The organism is Rhizobium sp. PAMB 3182 (genome assembly GCF_052908355.1).
The window spans coordinates 2615914-2634495 of record NZ_CM128607.1; the positions used below are offsets into that span (position 1 = coordinate 2615914).

The following is an 18582-nucleotide window of genomic DNA, read 5'->3' on the forward strand; positions in this document are numbered from 1 at the left end:
TGTCCGTCACGAGCCGAGGTGGCGTTCGCCACGCTTCTTGGCAAGCTGGATCTGGCGCTGCCGCTGGCGATAGCGCTGGCGATCCTCTTCGGTGCGTTCCTCAAAGCAGTGCGGGCAGGAGACGCCCGCCTCGTAGTGCTCGGATGCCAAGTCCTCGGGTGTCAGCGGGTGACGGCAGGCATGGCAGAGTGCATGCTCGCCGATCTCCAGGCCGTGGGTCACCGACACGCGGTCGTCAAAGACGAAGCATGCGCCTTCCCACAGGCTTTCCTCCGGCGGCACTTCCTCGAGATATTTGAGGATGCCGCCCTTGAGGTGATAGACTTCGTCGAAGCCCTGTTCCTTCATGAAGGCGGTCGCCTTCTCGCAGCGGATGCCACCGGTGCAGTACATGGCGATCTTCGGCTTGTTGTGCAGGCCGGGATTGTTCTTCACCCAGTCGGGAAACTCACGGAAGGTCCTGGTCTTGGGATCGACGGCGCCCTTGAATATGCCGATCGCCGTCTCGTAATCGTTGCGGGTGTCGATGACGATCGTGTCCGGGTCGGAAATCAGTTCGTTCCAGTCCTTGGGCGCCACATAGGTGCCGACAATCTTCAGGGGGTCGATATCCTCGACGCCCATCGTGACGATTTCCTTCTTCAGCCGTACTTTCATGCGCAGGAAAGGCATCTTCGCCGCGTGGCTTTCCTTGTGCTCGAGATTGGCGAATTCCGGCTGCGAGCGGATGAAGGCGAGAACATTGGCAATCCCCGCTTTCGGTCCGGCGATGGTGCCGTTGATGCCTTCGCGGGCGAGAAGGAGCGTGCCCTTAACGCCATTTTCCTGGCAGACATCGAGAAGCGGTTCGCGCAGCGTCTCGAAGCGTTCGAACGGAGCGAAATGATAGAGCGCAGCTACAAGGAACGTGTCTTCGCCGGTCATGGTGGTCAGTCTGCCTTCGTTGGTCTTTGCGCGGGAAATACTGCCTGCGGGCCCGCGTTGCAATCGCCAATTCTACCGAGCGCCTGCCGTCAACCCTCGTCCGGCCAGAACGGAACGTCCTGCCCTCGCGCCGTTGCGGCATACCACAGGAGGCCGATGACGCGGCTTTCAACAGCAGGCGGTTCGGGAAACAGCGATGTCGCCAGCGCCACGCAATCCCGCTGCATGGCGAACAGGCTGCGGTTGATCGCCACCTTGAGGTGGATCAGGTCGTCGCCTTCTGCGGGCAGCTTGCCGCCATCGGCAAGCGCCGAGAGGACGGCAAGATCGTTGGCATCGCCGAGCGCGTCGGCCAGCCGCTTGGCTTCTGTCCGCTTCATCGACAGGGCTGAAGGCCAGAGACCGCCAAGCAGCGCGCTCTGGCGCCAGTAATCCTGCACCCGTTTGCGCAGCGCGTGATAGTGCGAAGGGTCCGAACTGTTGCGGCAGTCATCCAGCGCTGCGGCGATCCCGGTCAGCGTCTTTTCCCAGCCGGCGGCGAGGCGGCGGGCGGTCTTTTTGCGCCCGTCGTCTAAGGTCATGTCGCCGACAGCGTCGAGGGCTTCGGCGCAGGCGGACTTGGCCGCTGCAATGCGATCCGCCAGTTCGCTGCCATCGTCTTTCCTGCCGTCGTGCTGTTCGACCAGCGCTTGCCGGATGCGTTCAAGTGCCGCGGCTTCGTCTCCCGAGAGCGCCGACTGGTGCAGGGCGGTGCAGGCGCCGATGATTGCCGCCGAGTCTCGGTAGGGCGACAGGCTTGCGGCGATCTCCCTGAACCGGGCGTTTTCCCGCTTTTGAAACTTGCGCGCATCCGAGGCGACCAGACGGTAAAGGGAGCGGATACGCTTGAAGCAGCGCCTCGCCTGATGGATGCCTGTATCAAGGCTTTCGGGAGGCCCGGAGAGGAGCGCGATCGCCTTGGCGATCTGCTGCCGGGCGACCAGGGCGACTTCATTGCTGAAGGACTTGTCAGGCCGTATTTGATAGCTCATCGGGCAATTCCTCGAGACTTCCGCCCAAAGCCAGCGACTGGTTGGAATAGCGGTGGTCGCCGGTCACCTCGCGTCCCAGCCAGGACGGAAAGGAGGGGATCTGCTTCTCGCTGTCGAGTTCGACTTCAGCGACGACGAGGCCGTCATAGGCACCCGAAAACACGTCGATTTCCCAGGTGAAGCCCTTGTGCCGCACTTCGTAGCGCGTCTTTTCCAGCACATTGCCGATGGCATTCGCCATCAGCTCGCGGCCATCCTTGTAGGGTATGTCATATTCGAATTCGTCGCGGGTTATCGTCCCCGCGCCGATCTTGATCGTCAGTCGCGCCTTCTTGCCGTCGATCAACCGCACCCTCAGCGATCGGCCATCGGAAGTGGCGATGTAGCCCTGGCGAAAACTCTTGCCCTTCTCGGCCGTTTTCCGCCAGTCGTCGTTGAGAACGAGAAACTTGCGCTCGATTTCCTTTGCCATCGCTCCGGTTTGCCTTGCGCTGCACAATGCGGTTACCCTAGACCAAGCTTGGGCGCTAAGGAAGCATCAGTTCCGTCCGCGCCAGCAATTATCTCGACAGGGCGCGCGCACGCCTGTATCAGATGCAAATTCAATCGGTTTAAAGCATAAGGATTCCTGATCATGGGTGAGAAAACGGAAAAGCTGAAATCAGTCCTGAAACTTCAACCCGTGGTCCCGGTCCTCATTGTCGAGGACGCGGAATCGGCTGTGCCTCTGGCGCGCGCGCTGGTCGCCGGCGGGCTGAAGGCGATCGAAATCACCATGCGGACGCCGGCCGCGCTGGAAGCCGTCCGTCTTGTGGCCGACCGGGTCGAGGGCGCCGTTGCCGGCGCGGGCACGATCCTCAATGCCGACCACTACAAGGCAGCCGTTGATGCCGGCGCCGAGTTCATCGTAAGCCCGGGCACGACGCAGGAGCTGCTCGATGCGGCCCGCAAGTCAAACGTGCCTCTGCTGCCGGGTGCCGCGACCGCAAGCGAAGTGATGGCGCTTCGCGAGGAAGGCTACGAAATCCTCAAGTTCTTCCCGGCCGAGCAGGCCGGTGGCGCGGCTTATCTGAAGTCGCTCTCCTCGCCGCTCGCCGGCACGATGTTCTGCCCGACCGGCGGCATTTCGCTGAAGAACGCCAGGGACTACCTGTCGCTGCCGAATGTGATCTGCGTCGGCGGCTCCTGGGTGGCTCCGAAGGAACTGGTTGCCGCCGGCGACTGGGACGGCATCACCAAGCTGGCTGCGGAAGCGGCCGCACTCGCGGGCTGACGCTCCAGCGTTTGCAATTGCCAATCTCCGTTCCTATGTCAGCCTCAAGCTCAACGGAACGGAGATTGCAAAGATGTTCGACGCCAAGAAATTGCTGGACCAGTTCCTCGGTTCGCAGGTTCCCGGAGCCACGGGAACGGTCAAGGACAAGGCAAGCGGCGCCTGGCAGACGGCGAAGGACAATCCGCTGGCGACCAGCGCGATCGCCGGTATCCTGCTCGGCACCAAGACGGGACGTTCGCTGACCGGCAGCGCCCTGAAGCTTGGGGGGCTGGCCGTCGTCGCCGGCCTCGGATACCAGGCCTACAAGAATTACCAGGCGGGCAAGGCGCCGGCCGAGAGCGGCAATGTTCCGGCCGAGCCGGCCATGCTGCCACCGCCGACTGACTCCGGCTTTTCCCTGCAGCAGACCGACAATGACTTCGCCCTGCATCTCGTGCGGGCGATGATCGCCGCGGCGAATGCCGATGGCCATATTGACGCCAGCGAACGCGCCAACATCATGGACAAGATCCGGCTTTCCGCGATTGACGACGAGGCCGGGCAGTTCCTGGAGCGGGAACTGGCCGCGCCGCTCGGCATCGCGGAACTGGTGGCCGGCGCCAAGACGGAAGAGCAGCGCGTCGAGGTCTATACGGTTTCGCGCCTGACGATCGATCCGGACACCCGCACCGAGCGCGGCTATCTCGACCTGCTGGCCGGACGGCTGGGCCTTCCCGATCCGCTGGTCGAGCACATCGAGGCGACAGTCATGGCCGCGTCACGCTCGGCCTGAAAGCCAGCATAGCGGGAAACAGGCCGCGCAGGCCGGCCTTTTCGGCGCGTCGGAGGTGAGCGGCATTTTCGTCGATCAAGGCCGATGCGCGGGCAAGAAGGCTTGTCTCCGTGCCGGCTTCCGCGCGCAGATATGAGGCCAAGCGCTCGAGTGAACGGGCGCAGCGCTGCGGATCCCTCGAGAGGGATTGCAGATCGCGCAAGGTCAGGCGCAGCCGGTCGCCCATTTCTGCATTCGCTGTTCGGGCATCAACCGCTTCGTGGATCTGGCGCACCGCCTTGCCGACCGCAAATATCGTCATGCCCGTGCGTGCCGCGGTAATGTCCGCCTCGCCGATGCGTCCGGCAAGCCGGACCAGCCGCAGCACGCGATGATAGAAACGCATCCGCCAGACTTCGATGTCGTGGCGATGGCCATCTGGCGCGCTCATCGCTTCCAGATCATGCACCATCATCGCGATCAGCGTGTCGAAACGCCGTTGCAGGCTGATGGGGTAGATCAGCGTGAAGGCGGCAAGTCCGAGCGCCGGGCCGGCCACGACCGCGCCCATCATCAGGAAGCTGTGGCTCACCGTGCCGGCGAGCGGCAGTGCGGGCTGCAACAGCAGAAGAAGGACCATGTTGTAGTCGAAGCTGAAGCGGGCCGTCTTGCGGTTGGCGGTCATCAGGCCGCCGACGAGGATGAAGGGCACGAGGAGGAGGAGGAGCCCGACCTCGGAGGAGGCAAGTGGCCAGACGAGCCAGCGGCAGGCGATGGCGCCCAACGCGCCGAAAGCCTGGCCGAACACGACGGATCTCAACATGACATGCGGCGCGTCGAAGGCGGAGAAGATCGTCACCATGATCGAGGCGCCGAGCATCATGAAGGGGCCGACGGAAATGCCGGTTACGGTCCAGACCATGCCGATCAAAAATATGGTGACGCCGGCGCGGATCATCGCCTGCAGGGCGCCGAGCCAGTCGCGGTGGAGAGCGAGACTTTCATGACCGCGGAAGGAGGCGGTGGCATGGTCCGTGCCGTCGCGCAGCAGGATATCCAGTGCCCGCAGCATGTCGTGAATTTGGGGGCGGTTCGCCGAAAGGTCCAGCGCATGGCGTAGATGTTTCGTGGCTTCCGCTGCGTGGGAATGATCCGCAAGCGCGTCTGAAAGACTGTGGAGCGTCTCGGAGAGCGGTCCGTCGGTCGGCAGGGAGACGTCGCGCAGACCGGCCATCAGGGCCATGTGGCGGATCAGGAGAATGCGGATGTCGCGGGAGGCGCGGCGCCTTCGCAATGAACCCGCGCCGTGGCCGTCGAGCATGTCCTCGACTGCGGCCATCTCCGCCAGCAGGACGGCCTGCTCTTCGTCGCGATCGTGCGGTTTGTCGTTGCCGGCAAGGTCAGCGGCGACCCGGCGCAGCAGTGTTGACGTCAGTTTCAGGGTCTGGCGGAGGATCGGGTCGGTCTCCTGCCTTCTGGCAAAGAACCAGCCGACCAGCAGCGCGACGCCGACGCCGACGGTAATCGTCAGGAAGCGATCCACGCCAAGTTCAACAATCTTGTCCGGATGCGTTGCTTCGAGCAGGGCGACCATCGCGGCGGAATAGCCGGCGAGCATCGCACCATAGGCGGCGAACGAACGCAGCAGGTTTCCGACGGCGGCGCAGAGGGCGATCCAGACGGTCAGGCCTAGCGTCAGGATGAAAGGGTCGCCATCCGCGGTCCACATCAGGGCGATGCCGAAGACCACGCCGATCAGCGTTCCGATGACGCGGAACAGTCCCTTTTCGAGGAGATGGCCGCGCACGGGCTGCGATGCCGCCCAGACGGTCATGGCGGCCCATTGCGGGTGCTCCAGACGGAGCAGCCAGGCGCAGAACAGTGCGATACAGGCGGCGAGCGCGGTCCGCATGGCATAGGGGAGGATCTGTTCGTCGAAGCCGAGACGTTTCAGCATGCCGATAGCCGTTGTCTTTGTGGTCATCTCTCAGCGCCCGTTGAAATTCTGGATGCGATCGTCGATCCGGAAGACGGCGTCGGTCATCAGTGCCACTTCGTCATCGCTTATATCGCCGAGGATTTCGGTCTCCGCCCTGGCGATGATTGTGCGGACGTCCTCCGCTGCGCTGTGCCCTTCCGGCGTGAGGAAGATCAGCTTCGTGCGCCGGTCGTCCGCGCCGGGCCTGCGCTCGATCAGGCTCCGGGATTCCATGATGTCGAGCAGCCGGACGAGGCTGGAACCGTCGAGACCGACACGCGCGGCGAGCTCGGTCTGGTTGATGCCGTCGCCGGTGATGGCGAGGTGTAGCAGGGGCGGCCATGTGGCGTCGTTGAAGCCGGCTTCGGCGAGAACATGGTCGAGGAGGCGGCGCCAACGGCGCTGCAGGCCGGCCATGAGAATTCCAAGGCCACGCCGTTGTTCGTCAGGAGACATTGATGTAATCCATATTGTTTGAATACAAATAATGTTGATGCAATATATTTGTCAAGAAGCGATGCGGCGACGTCATCGAAAATCGGCGTGCCGCGGCGACGCCTGCCATTGAAGGCGGAGCGGCTATGTGATCCTATCGCGCCTTCCGCAATCAGCCGCTCCGGATGACCATGAACGACCTCGCCAACTGGAAACCCCGCCCTGCACCGCAACCGGTCGCCATCGAAGGCCGGACCGTCGCCCTGGTGCCTTACGTCCGGGACAAGCATGCGGAGGCCCTGTGGCGCGCATTCGGCGGTGCGGAGAAGATCAACGACCTTCTGGCCTATTTTCCGTGTCCGATCTTCGAAACCGCCGATGGCTTTGCCGACTGGCTCGATGCCGGCCAGAAGACCGGCGGCTGGGTGACCGAGGTCTTCGTCAACCGGAAGACTGGTGAGGTCGTTGGCATGGCCAACTATATGCGCGCCGATCCGGCCAATGGTGTCGTCGAGGTGGGCTCGGTCGCCCATGGTCCGGCGATGGCGCGCACGCCAATGGCGACGGAAGCGCATTATCTGATGGCCCGACACGTGTTCGAGGATCTCGGTTATCGCCGCTACGAGTGGAAATGCCACAATGCCAACGAACCCAGCAAGAAATCGGCGGTGCGCTACGGCTTCACCTTCGAGGGGCTGTTTCGCCAGCACGTCATCTCCAAGGGCGCCAACCGCGACACCGCCTGGTTCTCGATGATCGACAAGGAGTGGCCCCTGTTGAAAGCCGCCTTCGAAGTCTGGCTCGATCCGGAAAATTTCGATACGGCAGGTCAGGAGCGGCGAAAACTTGCCGACATCCGCAACGCAATGTCCGCAGAGGTGCGATCGTGAGCAACGAAAACAATTCCCGCAGCGCGATGATCGCGGCGGCGGCGATCCTGGTTGGTGTCAGCCTGGCGCTGCTGCTGATGCCGAAGATCGTCCTCTGGCTCGGCGGCTATTCGCCCTTGCTTGGCTTCGCCTTTGGCGCCCTCGTCATCCTCGCCTTCTTCCTGATCTTCTGGCTCAGGTCGCGCTACCAGCGCCGGCGATAGATAGTCCGGCTTTACGCGGTCAGCGATGCGCCGAGTAGCATCAGCCCGAAGACGATCACCATGACGGCGCCGAGTATCTCGATGCCGTTCGACAGCATCATGCCCAGGCGTGAGCCGCCGCCTGCGACGCGGACGGCGACGTCCTTCGCGGTTACCGCAAGGGTCGCCAACGTCGCGACCGTGATGGCCGTGCCCAACGACATGGCGAAGACGGAGAGAAGTCCGCCGAGATAAAGGCCGTTCAGCAGCGAGAAGGTGAGCACGAGAAGCGCGCCGGAGCAGGGGCGCAGGCCGACGGCGATGATCGCCGCCCATGCCTCGCTGATGCCGAACCGCTCCCCCTTCAGCATGGCCGGATCGGCGCCGTGCGAATGGCCGCAGGTGTCGCAGACGAACGCCTGCTGCTTGTTTCCGCCTCCGGCCCCGGCGAATGCGAGGGCATGGTCATGCGTGCACAGGCTGTGATCGTGGTCGTCGAAAAGCGAGGCGGCCACGGCGGGCTTGCGGCCCATCGACCTGAGCTTGCGCCAGAGCATGTTCAGCCCGAAGAGCACGATCAGCGCATAGGAGGCGATTTCCAGACCCCAGGTGGTCTTGGTGACGGAGATGCCGGTGCCGCGCAGCAGGAAGAAGGCGGCGCCGATCGCCAGGATCGCCACCAGCCCTTGCGTCATGGCGGACAGAAAGGAGATCACGATGCCGCGTTTGAGCTCCGTCTCGTTGGCGATCATGTAGGAGGAAATGACCGCCTTGCCGTGACCGGGGCCGGCGGCATGAAAGATGCCGTAGGTGAACGACAGGGTGACCAGCGACCACAGCGCCCAGGGGTTCTGGCGCATTTCCTTCAGTGCGCCGGTCAGGGCTCGGTAGAAAGCCTGCTGCTGGACGTTGACCCAGGCGAAGAGTGGCGCGAGTGGTCCGCCGCTGCCGAGGCTTACGACCGGCTCCGCAGTGCCGAGACCGAGCGAGGATTGCGCATGGGCGGCGCCGGTCAGGACCGTTGCTATCGACAGGGCGAGCAGGACGGCCTTCAGTTCGCCGCGGCGCTTCAGCATGTCACGTCCAGCCGGGTGGCGACGAGCTTGGATGGGATGGTCGTCGGATCGCTGAAGAAGGAATCCGTCAGGCTCGCCTGATTCTGGCTGATGATCTGGTCGGGATCAGGACGGATCACCGCATGCTTGCAGGCGTTCAAATCCTTGCCGTCGAGCTTGAAGTCGCTGTCGCTGGCAAAATCGAGGGCGGTGTAGAGGCTCGGATCATAGGCGCCGACGCTGATGTTGCCCTTCAGCGGCAGGGGCCTTTCCGGTTTGATCGCGAAGGTGATCAGCAGGCGATTGTCCTTGAAATCCGCCTTGATGTAGTGCGGATGCGCCATGACCACGTCTTTGCCGTTCACCGTCACCAGCGTGTAGTAGCTGTAGTCGGCCAGCGAATTGACGACCGTGTTGGAGATGTCCGCCAGTTCGTCCGGTTCCAGCTTGAGGTCGGTGTTCTTGTCATAGTCCATCATGACGCTGGAGGAGAACACCTCGTCGAAATACCAGGTGTGCTTGAGTTCGAGGAGGGTCTTGTTCGGCCCTTCGACGACCTCAAGCTTGGCGTCGGCAAAGACATGCGGATGGGCAAACGCCGACAGTGGCAACAGGCATATGAACGCTGTCAGCGCAATCTTCTTCATGCGTCGGTCTTTCCTGAACGGTATTTCTTTCCTTGGTTATGAAAGAGTCCGAAATACGGCGTGTTCAACATTCATTCCTGCGTCTTCTTGAACCAGTTCGACATAAAGTCGACGAAGGTCCGGACCTTGGCCGGCAGATAGCGCCGGTGCGGATAGACGACGTAGATGCCCCTGTCCTTGGCCATGTAATCCTCGAACAGGCTGACGAGAGCGCCTGATTCGACGTGGCTGCGGGCCACGAAGTCCGGCACGACCGCGACGCCAAGCCCGGCAAGCGCGCCGCGCAGCGTCGCGCGCGGGCTGTTGACCTCCAGCGGGCCGTTGACATTGACGTTGAAGCCGCCGCCCGCGGGATCGTTAAACCGCAGGCTGTTGTGCGAGCGTGCATTGGTATCCACCAGGAACGGCACGTTGGTCAGGTCCTGCGGGCGCTCAAGCGGACCGTACTTCTCGATGAACTCGACCGAGGCGCAGACCAAGACCTGGAAGTCGCTGATCTTGCGGGCGATGAGGCCGGAATCCTCCATCTTGGTGATTCGGATGGCGGCGTCGAACCCTTCCTCGATGAGGTCGGCGAAGCGGTCCTCCGAGGAAATTTCCAGTGACAGGTCCGGATGCTCCACGATGAAGTCGATCAGCGATTGGCCGACCTCGGCATCGACGAAGGTGCGCGGCGCGGTGATGCGGAGCTTGCCCTTCAGGTCCGCATTGTTCTCGCGCACGAGGTCGGCAAGGCTGTCGATTTCCTTGAGGATGTCGGACGCCGAGCGGTAATAGGTGTGGCCGGCCTCCGTCATCGAGAACTGTCGGGTCGTGCGATTGAGGAGAAGCGCACCGAGCTCGTCTTCGAGTTCCCGCACATATTTCGACAACAGCGCCTTGGACCGGCCCGTCCGTCTGGCAGCAGCGGAAAAGCCTTCGGCCTCGACGACGTCGATGAAGGCGCGGATGCGGGTGAGGGTGTCCATTCAGAGCTCCTGCTTTGTGCGGGATTATTGAACGGAAAGGGCAAGGCCGTTCAATGTTTTTTTTGAAGAAATCGATCAAAAAACTCTTGATTATTAAAGGCAGAAACCATATCTCCTCGCTTGCCCAAAGTCGCACGTGCCTGTGGGTGTCCGCCGATCTCTCGACAAGGTGAGGGACACGGTAAGGTACCTGGAACTAACCCCTCCAGTCGTTTCTCCGGCCAACCGGTGATGCGAGGACATCTTGAAGCAACGACGGTGCGGGCCTTTCTGGTGTCTGCCGGCTTTCCAACAGCCGGGGTTACTGAAGAGGCACACCTTCATTGCCGGAAGTGCGGTCGGGTTCCCCAACCAATCCAAGGCAGACAAAGCAGAATTGAAACCTTCGCGGGTTTTGGTTCGCCTTCGCGTATCGAGCGTTATTCATGGCTCCGGCAGCTCCAAAGGCCGGTTTCGTGCAGAGCGCCCGACAGCTTTTGTCCTCCGGTTTTCTCCGGAACATTGGAATTCGAAAGGGTAACACGATGACGACTGCACGCATCCTCGACTTCATCAAGAACCGCCGTCCGGAAGGTCCGTGCCTCGTCGTTGACCTCGACGTCGTGCGTGGCAACTTCGAAACGTTCCGTCAGGCCATGCCGGACAGCGCCATCTACTACGCCGTCAAGGCCAACCCGGCCCCCGAAATCCTTCGTCTGCTCGCCAGCCTCGGCTCCAATTTCGATTGCGCATCCGTTGCCGAAATCGAAATGGCGCTCGACGCCGGCGCGACCGCCGAGCGCGTTTCGTACGGTAACACGATCAAGAAGGAGCGCGACATTGCCCGCGCTCACGCGCTCGGCGTTTCTCTCTTCGCCGTCGACAGCCACGAGGAAGTCGAAAAGATTTCCCGCGCGGCTCCCGGCGCACGCGTATTTTGCCGCGTGCTGACGGACGGCGAAGGTGCGGAATGGCCGCTGTCGCGCAAGTTCGGTTGCGTGCCGCAGATGGCTGTCGACGTGCTCGTCTACGCCCATCAGCTGGGCCTCGAATCCTATGGCGTCTCGTTCCATGTCGGTTCGCAGATGACCATGGTCGATGCCTGGGATTCGGCGCTCGCCGATGCCAAGCGCGTGTTCGTGTCGCTCGCCAAGCAGGGCATCAACCTGCAGATGGTCAACATGGGCGGTGGCTTCCCGACGAAGTACCTGAAGGACATCCCGACGGCGGAAGCCTACGGCCTGGCCATCAACGGTGCACTGCGCAAGCACTTCGGCAACCGCCTGCCGCTGACGATCATCGAGCCCGGCCGCGGCATGGTCGGCAATGCCGGCACCATCAAGGCTGAAGTCGTCCTGATTTCGAAGAAGTCGGACAACGACAATCACCGATGGGTCTTCCTCGACATCGGCAAGTTCGGCGGTCTCGCCGAAACCATGGACGAGGCGATCCGCTACCCGATCCGCACGGAGCGGGATGGTGACGAGATGGAGCCCTGCGTGCTGGCCGGCCCGACCTGCGATTCGGCCGACGTGATGTACGAGAAGAACATGTATCCGCTGCCGCTCACGCTTTCGATCGGCGACGAAGTTCTGATCGAAGGCACGGGCGCCTACACGACCACCTACTCGGCGGTCGCCTTCAACGGCTTCGAGCCCTTGAAGTCCTACGTGATCTGATCGGCCTGCTCCGGCGAACCGCCGGAGCGGCAATCTCACAAATTTTCGAAGTTTCTAGGGAATGGGGAGGCCGCCATGGCCGCTGTTCTTGGTGCCGTGCACGCATCTTTTGCGCCGGCGTTCGTACTCGACATTGAACATCAGGGCGATGTTGCCGCCCGCGAGAGCCTGCTCGACCAGGCCATGGGCAAGAATCGCCGCCGCAAGTCGTCGGAGAAGCTGCGCCGTGGCCGCCTGCCGTCCGAAGGCCTTGCCTTCGTGGCCCGCGACGACGCCGGCCAGGTCATCGGCACGGTGCGCCTGTGGGACATCGAGGCAGGCATTGATTCGCGCGGCACGCCGGTCAAGGCGCTTCTGCTCGGCCCGCTTGCGGTCGACCCGGCCCATGAGGGCAAGGGCATCGGCGGCGCGCTGATGCGGCATGCGATCATGGAAGCCAAGGTGCGCGGCCACGGCGCCATCCTGCTTGTCGGCGACGCTGCCTATTACGAACGCTTCGGCTTCTTTGCCGACAAGACCCAGCACCTCGTCATGCCGGGACCGTTCGAGCGTGCGCGCTTCCTGGCGCTGGAACTCGTCGACGGTTGGCTCGACGGCGCTGCAGGCGTGCTGACGGCGGCGGGCCGCAAGCCCGCCATGCAGGCGCTGCGCAGGGCCGCCTGATCCGGCCAAGCATCGCGGGCGAATTCCGCGAAGCCAGTTTCTGACGCAATCGGCCGTCGGCGAATCATCGTCGGCGGCCGATTCGATTGGGCTCCGGCCTCGTTTTTCCTTTACTGATAAAACGGTCATCAATCGCCACTCTTGACGGATGCCATTCCAAGCAGATTGCAACTTAACGTATGTCTATTCGCTCTCGCTTTTTTTGTCGCAGGCGATCCCTTCGTTGATCTGAATCAATCGTCCGCTTTTCGGCTCCGCTTTACTCCGCGCGAGGCATAACCTTGTTTGTTTTAGGAGAAATGGAAATGGGCATTCGCTGGACGGCTTGGACTTTCGCACTGGCTGCAACAACAATCTTCACTGTCGCGGCACCGGCGGCCATGGCGGCCGATCTTGCGCCTGCAACTCCTGCGGCAGAAGCGCCGGCGGCTGCGCTCAGCCCTTGGCAGGTCCGTGTCCGTGGTCTCGGCGTGCTGCCGAATGACGATGGTAAAGTCGATGGCGTGTCGGGATCGGATCTCTCTTACAGCAACTCGGTCATTCCCGAACTCGACATCAGCTACTACTTCACCGACAATATCGCGGCTGAACTGATCCTTGGGACGACCTACTCCAATATCTACGGCGACGGAAAGATCAGCGGTCTCGGGCGGATCGGCAAGACCTGGATCCTGCCGCCGACCCTCACTTTGCAATACCACTTCACCGATTTCGGCGCCTTCAAGCCGTATCTCGGCGCCGGTGTGAACTACACGATGTTCTACAATCAGGACGGCAATGGCTCTGTCACCGACCTGAAGGTTAAGGATACCTTCGGCGTCGCCCTGCAGGTTGGTTTCGACTACATGGTCAACGATCACTGGGGTTTGAACTTCGACGTCAAGAAGATCTTCCTCGACGCCGACTACGACGCCAAGCTCAACGGCACGCCGATCAGCGGCAAGGCCAAGCTCGATCCCTGGCTGATCGGCGCCGGTGTTACATACCGCTTCTAGGCGGTGTCGCCCGCGGGAGGCGGCCCGCGGATTGACAACTTCGAGGTCAGACACTATCTCGGGCGGCAAGGGCTGGAACCCCTGCCGCTCGCTGGCTTTTTTGAGAAGAAGCCGATGGTGAAGTTCCCTCTTTAAAGAGACACGGTTCATGCTTTTTCAAGGCATCCGGCCGGTGGCAATGCGGGCACCCACATTATCAGGCCAGACCGGGATGCCGGAAAAGAGGACTGTCATGAGCGGACTATCCATGCCGCTGCCCGCCCTTCATGCATTGAAGTACCAGGCCAAGCGCCTGCGCTCTTCACTGGAAGGCGAGGGAGCTTCCATAAGTCATTCGAAAGCCCTGGAACTGATCGCGAAGCAATATGGTCTTCGCGACTGGAACACGCTTGCGGCGATCGCCGGCAACCGGCCGCCGCTCAATCTCTACATGCTGGGGTCGCGGGTCTCCGGCCATTATCTCGGCCAGGCGTTTTCCGGCGAGATCATCGGAGTGCAGGCGATCTCGGCGCAGCCGGGGCGCTACCGTATCACGCTCGATTTCGACGAGCCTGTCGATGTCGTCACATTCGAGAGCTTCTCGGCGTTTCGCAAGCGGGTGTCGTGCACGATCGGCGAAGACGGCTGCACCGTCGAGAAGACCTCGAACGGGCGCCCTCATCTGGAGCTTGCGTGGTGACGGTCACGCCGTTTCCGCAATGCCGACATACAACAGGAAGACGAAAAGACCGGCGGAGTTTGCTCCGCCGGTCTTCTTGTTTCAACTTTGGACAGACTTTCGTGGACTAGGCCGCGTAGCTTCTCTTTGCTGCGGCCGCCTGGCTCAGCTTGAACTGTTCGATCAGTCCGGCCAGCGCCTGGGCATCCGATGCGAGCCGGTGTGTCAGGGCCGCCGTCTCTTCCACCATCGCCGCGTTCTGCTGTGTCATCTGGTCCATCTGGCCGACGGCCGAGTTGACCTCAGTGAGGCCGGTCGCCTGTTCGCCGGCGCTCGTCGCGATGGCGCTGATCGACTCGTTGATCCGGGCGACCTGCGAGGCGATCGCCTGCAGCGCTTCGCCGGTGTTGCGCACCAGGGTGACGCCGTTCTGCACTTCGTGACCCGATTTCTCGATCAGGCCCTTGATGTCCTTGGCGGCATTGGCCGAGCGCTGCGCCAGTTCGCGAACTTCCTGGGCGACGACCGCAAAGCCTTTGCCGGCCTCACCGGCGCGTGCGGCCTCGACGCCGGCATTCAGCGCAAGGAGGTTGGTCTGGAAGGCGATCTCGTCGATGACGTTGATGATCGAGGAAATCTCGCCGGACGCACCCTCGATGCGGCCCATGGCGGCAATCGCATCGGCGACGACCTGGGCGGAGGCTTCGGAGCTCTTCTTGGCGGCATCGACCATCTGGGCGGCTTCGCGTGCCCGTGCCGACGCATTGCTGACGGTTGTGGTGATCTCGTCGAGAGCGGCGGAGGTTTCCTCCAGCGATGCCGCCTGCTGTTCGGTGCGCTTGGAGAGGTTGTCGGATGCGGAGCGCATTTCCGCGGCGCTGTCGTCGATCGAGCGAGCGTTGGTGCTGACGGCGGTCAGGGTTTCGTTGAGCTTGCGGACCGAGGCGTTGAAGTCGGTGCGCACGCGCTCCATGTCGCCGTGGAAATGGTCGTCGATGCTGACCGTCAGGTCGCCCTGCGACAGACGTGTCAGGCCCTCGGCCAGACGGTCGACGGAGCGGCGGATGAGATCGGCCTCGCGGGACTTCTCGCTCTCGGTGGCGGCGCGGTCCCGTTCGGCGTTTTCCCGTATAGTCTCGGACTGCTTGCGCAGTTCGCGGGCCTCGAGCTCGTTGCGGCGGAAGATGTCGATGGCCCGCGACAGATCGCCGATCTCGTTGCCGAGCGTCAGGTTCGGCACCTCCACCGCGAGATCACCGTCCGTCATGCGCCGGGCGACGGCCGTCAGCGTCGGCAGTCCGCCGAGTGCTGCGCGCATCGCCAGTGCGATCAGACAGGCTGCGACGAGCGTTGCGAGGATGGCGGCGATGCCCACCTTGACGCCGATTTCGCTTGCGACGGCGTTGATTTCCTGCGCGTCGACGCCGGCATAGAGAATGCCGGTCACCTGTCCCGACGGCGAGAAGATCGGCTGGTAGATGGTATAATAGGGCTTGCCGAGAATGACGGCCTCGCCGCGATAGGTCTGGCCCTTGGTGACGACGGGATAGACGGCGCCGCTCTGCCCGAGCTGCGTGCCGACCGCGCGATTGCCGTCCGGCTTGACGATATTGGTCGTCTGGCGCCAGAAGTCCTTCGATGCGCCGTCCCATGCGAAGATCGTCGCCGTCTCGCCTGAGATACGGCCGACGCTGTCGATCATGGCGTGATCCTTAACGTCCGTCGGAACCGTCTCCATGATGATCTTGTCGATGTTGCCGTTCTTGTCGTAGGTCACCTTCGTGCCGGGAACGTCGCGGCTGACGATTTCGGCCGCAATGCGAAGGCTGCGGTTCTGGCCGTCGATCGCATTGGTTCGGATGTTGGTGGAAATCACCTGCCAGGCGACGACGAAAATGGCGGCAAGCGCGGCGAGCGTGACAACGGCACTCAAGATGGTGACCGTCTTGACCAAGCCAAAACGCGACAGAAGTTTCATGTGGGGGCCCTCAAAATTTAATCTTTGTCAAATTTTGCGGGAAGATGATTAAGTAACGGTGAATCCGAACTTCTATGCCGGGTTGTATTGTCCCGGTCTGGAATCGTTGTATGGCGCTTAGACTTGTGTATTCTTTGGAAAGCCTTTGATAAGATGCCAATATTAGCAGCTGCAAACCAGACTTGACGACGCGGGCATCTTTTCCGGATAGATGCGGGAATCCGATGGCAGCCGGTCAGGTACGCTCCGGCATGCCTGCGGAATTGGTGTGCGCAGTCAGCCGGCGATGTCGACGACGCCGCAGTCTCCTGCTTCCGATGCGAAGGCGAGTTGCTTGCCCGAACGGTTCCAGGCCATCGAAGTGACCGCGCCCTTGCCAGGACGGCGCAGCAGCGCTTCCTTGCTGTCGGCGATGCGGACGGCCAGGATCATGCCGTCGATGAAGCCGATGGCGAGCACCTCGTCAGTGGGGTGGAAGGCGACGGAAGTGACCATGATGTCGGCCCGCGTGCCGAGTTCCAGCGGTGCCTTGCCCATCGGACCGTCCTTGCTGGAGAACGGCCAGACGATGGCGGCGGGCGCGCCGGAGGACGCGAGCCATTTGCCCTTCGGCGACCATGACAGCGATTTGACCTTGGCCGGATAGCCGGTCATGCGCATGTGACGGGCGTCGCCGGGCTTGCCGTCGAGCTTCCAGCCGTGCAGCGCGTTTTCCTGCATGGTGGTGACGACGAAACGTCCGTCCGGCGAAAAGGTGATGCCGGTATGGGCGCCCTTCCATTCCAGATCGACGGGCTGTCCAGCGGTTCCGACCCAATGCAGGGTCACGCCGTTGTAGCGCGCCACGCCGATCCTCAGGCCTTTCGGCGCGAAGGCGATGCCCTCGACGGTGCGCTGTTCGGCGAATTCCTTCTCCGTGCCGTCGGCAAGCTTTACGAGCGCCGAGCGGCCGTGCGCATAGGCGACCGCACCCTGCGGCCCGCCGGCAACGACCGAGATCCACTTGCGCGGCGCCTCGGCGACCAGCGAGACGGAACCGTCTGCTCCTATGCGGTTGACCTTGCCGTCTTCGCCGCCGGTGATCAGCGTCTCGGAGTAGGGATCCTTGACGCAGGACAGAAGACCCTGATGCGCCTCGGTGACCTTGTCGCCGCCATCCAGCCGATGGATTTGACCGGAGGCGGCGGCGAAGAAGGGCACATCGTTCAGGAAGGCGGCGGAAACGACATAACCTTCGATGTCGAGCGGCGCGACCGTCGGCATCAGGCGGCTGCCTCGCAGGCGCGGAAGCTTGCTTCCAGCTTTTCGCGGTCCAGATCACGGCCGATGAAGACGAGGCGGGTCTCGCGCTTCTCGTTTTCCTTCCACGGGCGCTGGTGATCGCCCTCGATGATCATGTGGACGCCCTGGACGACGTAACGATGGTCGTCGCCCTTGAACGCGATGATACCCTTGAGGCGCAGGATCTGCGGGCCGAAGGTCTGGGTGACCTTTTGGATCCACGGGAAGAAGCGCTCCGGGTTCATCTCGCCGGCGCGGAAGGACAGCGACGTGACCGTGACGTCGTGGATGGGTGACGGGCCGTGGTTGTGGTGATGGTGCCCATGGTCATGACCGTGATCATGGTGATCATGGTGGTGATGGTCGTGATCGTGGTCGTGGCCATGATGGTGGTGATGATCATGGTCGCAGTCCGGGCCGCAGACATGGTCCTCGTCGTCGTGATCGAGGAAATGCGGATCGTTTTCCAGCGCGCGCTCGAGATTGAAGGCACCCTGGTTCAGGACCTTGGCGAGATCGACGCCCGAACGGGTGGTGGCGTAGATGCGGGCGGACGGATTGATGGCGCGCACGACATCCTCGACCTGGTGCAGCTCCTCATGCGAGACGAGGTCGGTCTTGTTGACGACAATGACGTCGGCAAAGGCGATCTGGTCTTCGGCTTCGCGGCTGTCCTTCAGGCGCAGCAGCAGATGCTTGGCATCGACCAGCGCAACGACGGCGTCGAGCTCGGTCTTGGCGCGCACGTCTTCGTCCATGAAGAAGGTCTGGGCGACCGGCACCGGGTCGGCGAGGCCGGTCGTCTCGACGATGATGCCATCGAAGCGGCCCGGGCGGCGCATCAGGCCTTCCACGACGCGGATCAGGTCGCCGCGCACGGTGCAGCAGACGCAGCCGTTGTTCATTTCGTAGATTTCCTCGTCGGATTCGACGATCAGGTCGTTGTCGATGCCGATCTCGCCGAACTCGTTGACGATGACGGCGTATTTCTTGCCGTGGCTTTCCGACAGGATACGGTTCAGGAGCGTCGTCTTTCCGGCGCCGAGGTAACCGGTCAGGACGGTTACGGGGATGGGGCTTTGGGCGGTATCGGACATGAAAACCTCACTCGGAAGGTTCCTAGAAGAACCTAAATTAGAGCTGTTGGGAGCTTGAATTCGATCCCGGTTCATATAGGCAATAGAAGAGAGGAGTTCAAAGGGTTTTGCAGCG

Annotated in this window: 19 protein-coding genes; 8 read left to right on the forward strand and 11 right to left on the reverse strand. The window is 62.4% G+C overall.

The window, feature by feature from the left end; translation table 11 throughout:
- Positions 1-6: 6 nt before the first annotated feature.
- From trhO to ACU5AZ_RS12680, 3 genes are all read right to left on the reverse strand, one after another.
- A complete protein-coding gene (trhO, locus tag ACU5AZ_RS12670; protein WP_446822720.1) occupies positions 7-924 on the reverse strand; it encodes an oxygen-dependent tRNA uridine(34) hydroxylase TrhO in 918 nt (305 codons plus the stop codon).
- Between the two features lie 89 nt (positions 925-1013).
- The gene (locus ACU5AZ_RS12675) at positions 1014-1955 is read right to left on the reverse strand and encodes a CHAD domain-containing protein (protein WP_446822721.1); all 942 of its coding nucleotides are present in this window, start codon (positions 1953-1955) and stop codon (positions 1014-1016) included.
- Positions 1933-2427 carry a CYTH domain-containing protein gene (locus tag ACU5AZ_RS12680; protein WP_446822722.1) on the reverse strand — a complete coding sequence of 165 codons (495 nt, stop codon included), beginning with the start codon at positions 2425-2427 and terminating at the stop codon, positions 1933-1935. Before ACU5AZ_RS12680 ends, ACU5AZ_RS12675 begins: the two co-directional genes overlap by 23 nt.
- Before the next feature lie 162 nt (positions 2428-2589).
- Here ACU5AZ_RS12680 and ACU5AZ_RS12685 point away from each other — a divergent pair, with 162 nt between their 5' ends.
- Both ACU5AZ_RS12685 and ACU5AZ_RS12690 read left to right on the forward strand, forming a co-directional pair.
- A complete protein-coding gene (locus tag ACU5AZ_RS12685) occupies positions 2590-3228 on the forward strand; it encodes a 2-dehydro-3-deoxy-phosphogluconate aldolase (protein WP_446822723.1) in 639 nt (212 codons plus the stop codon).
- Between the two features lie 73 nt (positions 3229-3301).
- A complete protein-coding gene (locus ACU5AZ_RS12690; RefSeq protein WP_446822724.1) occupies positions 3302-4003 on the forward strand; it encodes a tellurite resistance TerB family protein in 702 nt (233 codons plus the stop codon).
- On the opposite strand, the gene ACU5AZ_RS12695 is transcribed toward ACU5AZ_RS12690, so the two are convergent.
- Together ACU5AZ_RS12695 and ACU5AZ_RS12700 are read right to left on the reverse strand one after the other, a co-directional pair.
- Complete coding sequence (locus ACU5AZ_RS12695) at positions 3978-5966, reverse strand: FUSC family protein (protein WP_446822725.1); 1989 nt, start codon at positions 5964-5966, stop codon at positions 3978-3980. The genes ACU5AZ_RS12690 and ACU5AZ_RS12695 overlap by 26 nt on opposite strands.
- Positions 5967-5969: 3 nt before the next feature.
- Positions 5970-6416, reverse strand: coding sequence for a MarR family winged helix-turn-helix transcriptional regulator (locus ACU5AZ_RS12700; protein ID WP_446822726.1), 447 nt, complete (start codon positions 6414-6416; stop codon positions 5970-5972).
- A gap of 170 nt (positions 6417-6586) precedes the next feature.
- Between ACU5AZ_RS12700 and ACU5AZ_RS12705 the strand changes: the two genes are divergently transcribed.
- Together ACU5AZ_RS12705 and ACU5AZ_RS12710 are read left to right on the forward strand one after the other, a co-directional pair.
- A complete protein-coding gene (locus tag ACU5AZ_RS12705) occupies positions 6587-7285 on the forward strand; it encodes a GNAT family N-acetyltransferase (RefSeq protein WP_446826007.1) in 699 nt (232 codons plus the stop codon).
- Positions 7282-7488, forward strand: coding sequence for a hypothetical protein (locus tag ACU5AZ_RS12710; RefSeq protein ID WP_446822727.1), 207 nt, complete (start codon positions 7282-7284; stop codon positions 7486-7488). Before ACU5AZ_RS12705 ends, ACU5AZ_RS12710 begins: the two co-directional genes overlap by 4 nt.
- Before the next feature lie 11 nt (positions 7489-7499).
- Here the strand turns inward: ACU5AZ_RS12710 and ACU5AZ_RS12715 are convergent, their stop codons facing one another.
- The 3 genes from ACU5AZ_RS12715 to ACU5AZ_RS12725 all read right to left on the reverse strand — a co-directional run bounded on the left by ACU5AZ_RS12715 (position 7500) and on the right by ACU5AZ_RS12725 (position 10137).
- On the reverse strand, positions 7500-8543 hold the full coding sequence (locus ACU5AZ_RS12715) for a nickel/cobalt transporter (RefSeq protein ID WP_446822728.1): 1044 nt from the start codon (positions 8541-8543) through the stop codon (positions 7500-7502).
- Complete coding sequence (locus ACU5AZ_RS12720) at positions 8537-9169, reverse strand: DUF1007 family protein (RefSeq protein ID WP_446822729.1); 633 nt, start codon at positions 9167-9169, stop codon at positions 8537-8539. Before ACU5AZ_RS12720 ends, ACU5AZ_RS12715 begins: the two co-directional genes overlap by 7 nt.
- Positions 9170-9240: 71 nt before the next feature.
- Complete coding sequence (locus tag ACU5AZ_RS12725) at positions 9241-10137, reverse strand: LysR family transcriptional regulator (RefSeq protein WP_446822730.1); 897 nt, start codon at positions 10135-10137, stop codon at positions 9241-9243.
- Between the two features lie 524 nt (positions 10138-10661).
- On the opposite strand from ACU5AZ_RS12725, the gene odc2 reads away from it, so the two are divergent.
- The 4 genes from odc2 to ACU5AZ_RS12745 all read left to right on the forward strand — a co-directional run bounded on the left by odc2 (position 10662) and on the right by ACU5AZ_RS12745 (position 14132).
- Positions 10662-11795 (forward strand): ornithine/lysine decarboxylase, encoded by a 1134-nt coding sequence (gene odc2 / locus ACU5AZ_RS12730; protein ID WP_446822731.1) that lies wholly within the window; start codon positions 10662-10664, stop codon positions 11793-11795.
- Between the two features lie 75 nt (positions 11796-11870).
- Positions 11871-12458, forward strand: a complete 588-nt coding sequence (locus ACU5AZ_RS12735) for a GNAT family N-acetyltransferase (protein ID WP_446822732.1) — start codon at positions 11871-11873, stop codon at positions 12456-12458.
- 305 nt (positions 12459-12763) lie between these two features.
- Positions 12764-13453, forward strand: a complete 690-nt coding sequence (locus ACU5AZ_RS12740) for an OmpW/AlkL family protein (RefSeq protein ID WP_446822733.1) — start codon at positions 12764-12766, stop codon at positions 13451-13453.
- Positions 13454-13685: 232 nt separating this feature from the next.
- Entirely contained in the window at positions 13686-14132 is a 447-nt protein-coding gene (locus ACU5AZ_RS12745) for a glyoxalase superfamily protein (RefSeq protein WP_446822734.1), read from the forward strand.
- Positions 14133-14238: 106 nt separating this feature from the next.
- Here ACU5AZ_RS12745 and ACU5AZ_RS12750 read toward each other — a convergent pair whose 3' ends face one another.
- From ACU5AZ_RS12750 to ACU5AZ_RS12760, 3 genes are all read right to left on the reverse strand, one after another.
- Positions 14239-16089 (reverse strand): methyl-accepting chemotaxis protein, encoded by a 1851-nt coding sequence (locus ACU5AZ_RS12750; protein ID WP_446822735.1) that lies wholly within the window; start codon positions 16087-16089, stop codon positions 14239-14241.
- Between the two features lie 276 nt (positions 16090-16365).
- Positions 16366-17352 carry a WD40 repeat domain-containing protein gene (locus tag ACU5AZ_RS12755; protein ID WP_446822736.1) on the reverse strand — a complete coding sequence of 329 codons (987 nt, stop codon included), beginning with the start codon at positions 17350-17352 and terminating at the stop codon, positions 16366-16368.
- A complete protein-coding gene (locus tag ACU5AZ_RS12760; protein WP_446822737.1) occupies positions 17352-18467 on the reverse strand; it encodes a CobW family GTP-binding protein in 1116 nt (371 codons plus the stop codon). Before ACU5AZ_RS12760 ends, ACU5AZ_RS12755 begins: the two co-directional genes overlap by 1 nt.
- Positions 18468-18582: the final 115 nt, after the last annotated feature.

Bases quoted from the DNA above. Each gene is read 5' to 3' on its own strand.
- ACU5AZ_RS12690 (WP_446822724.1), top strand. From the start codon at position 3,302: ATGTTCGACGCCAAGAAATTGCTGGACCAGTTCCTCGGTTCGCAGGTT.
- odc2 (WP_446822731.1), top strand. From the start codon at position 10,662: ATGACGACTGCACGCATCCTCGACTTCATCAAGAACCGCCGTCCGGAA.
- ACU5AZ_RS12715 (WP_446822728.1), bottom strand. From the start codon at position 8,543: ATGCTGAAGCGCCGCGGCGAACTGAAGGCCGTCCTGCTCGCCCTGTCG.
- ACU5AZ_RS12685 (WP_446822723.1), top strand. From the start codon at position 2,590: ATGGGTGAGAAAACGGAAAAGCTGAAATCAGTCCTGAAACTTCAACCC.
- trhO (WP_446822720.1), bottom strand. From the start codon at position 924: ATGACCGGCGAAGACACGTTCCTTGTAGCTGCGCTCTATCATTTCGCT.
- ACU5AZ_RS12680 (WP_446822722.1), bottom strand. From the start codon at position 2,427: ATGGCAAAGGAAATCGAGCGCAAGTTTCTCGTTCTCAACGACGACTGG.
- ACU5AZ_RS12760 (WP_446822737.1), bottom strand. From the start codon at position 18,467: ATGTCCGATACCGCCCAAAGCCCCATCCCCGTAACCGTCCTGACCGGT.
- ACU5AZ_RS12695 (WP_446822725.1), bottom strand. From the start codon at position 5,966: ATGACCACAAAGACAACGGCTATCGGCATGCTGAAACGTCTCGGCTTC.
- ACU5AZ_RS12700 (WP_446822726.1), bottom strand. From the start codon at position 6,416: ATGTCTCCTGACGAACAACGGCGTGGCCTTGGAATTCTCATGGCCGGC.
- ACU5AZ_RS12720 (WP_446822729.1), bottom strand. From the start codon at position 9,169: ATGAAGAAGATTGCGCTGACAGCGTTCATATGCCTGTTGCCACTGTCG.
- ACU5AZ_RS12750 (WP_446822735.1), bottom strand. From the start codon at position 16,089: ATGAAACTTCTGTCGCGTTTTGGCTTGGTCAAGACGGTCACCATCTTG.
- ACU5AZ_RS12675 (WP_446822721.1), bottom strand. From the start codon at position 1,955: ATGAGCTATCAAATACGGCCTGACAAGTCCTTCAGCAATGAAGTCGCC.
- ACU5AZ_RS12745 (WP_446822734.1), top strand. From the start codon at position 13,686: ATGAGCGGACTATCCATGCCGCTGCCCGCCCTTCATGCATTGAAGTAC.
- ACU5AZ_RS12755 (WP_446822736.1), bottom strand. From the start codon at position 17,352: ATGCCGACGGTCGCGCCGCTCGACATCGAAGGTTATGTCGTTTCCGCC.
- ACU5AZ_RS12735 (WP_446822732.1), top strand. From the start codon at position 11,871: ATGGCCGCTGTTCTTGGTGCCGTGCACGCATCTTTTGCGCCGGCGTTC.
- ACU5AZ_RS12705 (WP_446826007.1), top strand. From the start codon at position 6,587: ATGAACGACCTCGCCAACTGGAAACCCCGCCCTGCACCGCAACCGGTC.
- ACU5AZ_RS12740 (WP_446822733.1), top strand. From the start codon at position 12,764: ATGGGCATTCGCTGGACGGCTTGGACTTTCGCACTGGCTGCAACAACA.
- ACU5AZ_RS12725 (WP_446822730.1), bottom strand. From the start codon at position 10,137: ATGGACACCCTCACCCGCATCCGCGCCTTCATCGACGTCGTCGAGGCC.